Annotated in this window: 4 protein-coding genes and 1 pseudogene; 2 read left to right on the forward strand and 3 right to left on the reverse strand. The window is 69.0% G+C overall.

Translation table 11 applies throughout. The features are described 5' to 3' along the window. Window positions 1–141, reverse strand: a pseudogene (locus IJH84_RS00475) (class I SAM-dependent methyltransferase); the annotation flags it as partial. Between the two features lie 26 nt (window positions 142–167). Beyond that, on the reverse strand, window positions 168–563 hold the full coding sequence (locus IJH84_RS00480) for a PaaI family thioesterase (protein ID WP_295138858.1): 396 nt from the start codon (window positions 561–563) through the stop codon (window positions 168–170). An 89-nt stretch (window positions 564–652) separates the two neighbouring features. On the opposite strand from IJH84_RS00480, the gene IJH84_RS00485 reads away from it, so the two are divergent. Both IJH84_RS00485 and IJH84_RS00490 read left to right on the forward strand, forming a co-directional pair. After that, window positions 653–1,123 (forward strand): helix-turn-helix domain-containing protein, encoded by a 471-nt coding sequence (locus IJH84_RS00485; RefSeq protein ID WP_295138861.1) that lies wholly within the window; start codon window positions 653–655, stop codon window positions 1,121–1,123. Then, on the forward strand, window positions 1,120–1,305 hold the full coding sequence (locus tag IJH84_RS00490) for a hypothetical protein (protein ID WP_295138864.1): 186 nt from the start codon (window positions 1,120–1,122) through the stop codon (window positions 1,303–1,305). The genes IJH84_RS00485 and IJH84_RS00490 overlap by 4 nt, the downstream gene beginning before the upstream one ends. A gap of 75 nt (window positions 1,306–1,380) precedes the next feature. On the opposite strand, the gene IJH84_RS00495 is transcribed toward IJH84_RS00490, so the two are convergent. After that, window positions 1,381–2,055 carry a cyclopropane-fatty-acyl-phospholipid synthase family protein gene (locus tag IJH84_RS00495; RefSeq protein ID WP_367268926.1) on the reverse strand — a complete coding sequence of 225 codons (675 nt, stop codon included), beginning with the start codon at window positions 2,053–2,055 and terminating at the stop codon, window positions 1,381–1,383. Between the last annotated feature and the right edge of the window lie 40 nt (window positions 2,056–2,095).

Raw genomic sequence — 2,095 nt, forward strand, 5'->3', positions numbered from 1 at the left:
CGGGGCGGCCGGGTCGAACCCGGCCGCGCGCAGGGCGGCAGGCCAGTCTTCGCGCAGATCGACCGGCACGGTGATCCGCTCGCAGCCGGGCTGCGCCCGCAGCACGTGATCCTTGAACTCCAGCACGCGCGGCTGGTCGAGACCGCAGCATTTCGGGGTTCAAGAGCTCAACCGGCGTCGATGTTCTGCAGGCGGACCTGGCCGCGGGCGACGAGCTTGCCGTCGTCCTGCCGTCGCATCTCGACCTGCCAGAGCTGCTGGCTGCGCCCCTGGTTGATCGCGGTGGCCACCACGTCGAGCCGCCCGCTGCGGTGCGGGCGCAGGAAATCGGTCATGTTCGACACGCCGACCGCTTGCCGGCCCTGGTCCTTGACCGCCTCGTAGGCACCGGTCGTCGCGAACGACTCGATCACCGTGGTGTAGAGCCCGCCGTGCACGAGCCCCCAGGGCTGGTGGTGGCGCTCGTCGGCGGCCACCGACCCGCGCACCGTGCTCGCGGTGGTCTCGTCGAACGAGATGCCCAGCAGTTCCATGAACGCGGACGGGGCGGCGAGTTCCGGCATCGAATGCTCCTCGGACGCAGAGAGTTCCAAGACGGAACCGACCCTATGCAGATTGCGTTCCATGATGCAACTGACTACGGTCGCCCGGGATGCAGCACAAAAGCTTCTCCGAGATGCACTGCTCGATCGCGCAGTGCCTGGAGATCGTGGGGGAACGCTGGTCGCTGCTGATCGTGCGCGACGTGTTCCTCGGCGCCACCCGCTTCGACGAGATCCAGCAGCGGCTCGGGATCTCCCGCAACATCCTCAACCAGCGCCTCGCCCGGCTCGTCGAGCACGGCGTCGTCGAAAAGGTCCCCTACTCGCAGCACCCGCCGCGGTTCGACTACCGGCTCACCGCCAAAGGCCGCGATCTGTGGCCGATCATCACCGCCATGCGGCAATGGGGCGACGAGTACGCCGCACCCGACGGGCCACCCCTGCAACTGATCCACCGCGACTGCGGCGAGATCGCCGACGCGCACCTGATCTGCTCGGCCTGCGGCGAAGCGATCGGCGCGGGCAACGTCAAGTCGGTTCCCGGCCCCGGAGCGGCCGATGCCCGCACCGGGTCGGCGTGAACGCCGAGTTCACCGACATCTTCGACGACCGCGACTTCGCCGCCGCGATGGCGGCGGGGTGGCACACGGGATTGCAGCGACTCGAAGACTTCCTGGACGGTCGGACTGCGACCCGAGGAGCACCGACACACGACGAAGCCGCATGGCAGTTGCGAAACACCTACACGGAGGCGTTCGGCTGAGTGCCGGACCCGGGCCTTCCCAACGCCCGCCAAACCGCGGCGCTGCCGGATCGATACTTCGAGGCTCGCTCCGCCTCACCGGCTCCGCGCGGCTGAGCTGCGGCGGAGTTTGAGGGTGGTGTCCTGCCTGGCCCCGATGTAGCCGTCCGGTCCGTTCTGGATGCGTTCGTGCTCGGCGCAGACCAGCACCTCCCACTCCTCGCCGAGGCCCAAGGTCTCCAGCAGTTCCCGCGAACTCGGCAGGTGCACATCATGATCGTGGTACTGCTGCGGGGCCCAATCGGGAATGTTGGCGTGGCCTTCGATCAGCAGCACCCCGCCCGGTACGACCGCGGCCGCTGCGGTGCGCAGGATCTCCTCGCGCGGCAGCTCCACCTCGGAGTGCAGGAACTGCGCGGAGATCAGGTCGAACTCGCCGCGCGGGAACTCACTCGCCAGATCCATTCGGCGCCAGTCGATGCGCCCGGCCACTCCCGCTTCCTCGGCCGCCCGCTGAGCCCGCCGCAACGCCTCACCGGAGACGTCCACGGCGGTGACCTGCCAGCCCTGCTCGGCTAACCAGATCGCATCGGCGCCCTCACCGCAGCCGAGGTCGAGCGCGCGCCCCGGGTCGAGGTGCGCGACGTGTTCGACCAGGGCCGTGTTCGGATTCCCGCTCCAGAACTGCTCGTGCTCCCCGTAGCGGGCGTCCCAGTGCTCAGCGGTGCCGTTCGCGTCGGTCATCGCGGTCCCTTCCTCGCCGATTCCCATACCCGACACCGTCCACTCCCGGCGCCGGAAACGACAAACA

Origin of the sequence: Saccharopolyspora sp., assembly GCF_017434145.1 — a bacterium.
Taxonomy (GTDB): domain Bacteria; phylum Actinomycetota; class Actinomycetes; order Mycobacteriales; family Pseudonocardiaceae; genus Saccharopolyspora_C; species Saccharopolyspora_C galaxeae.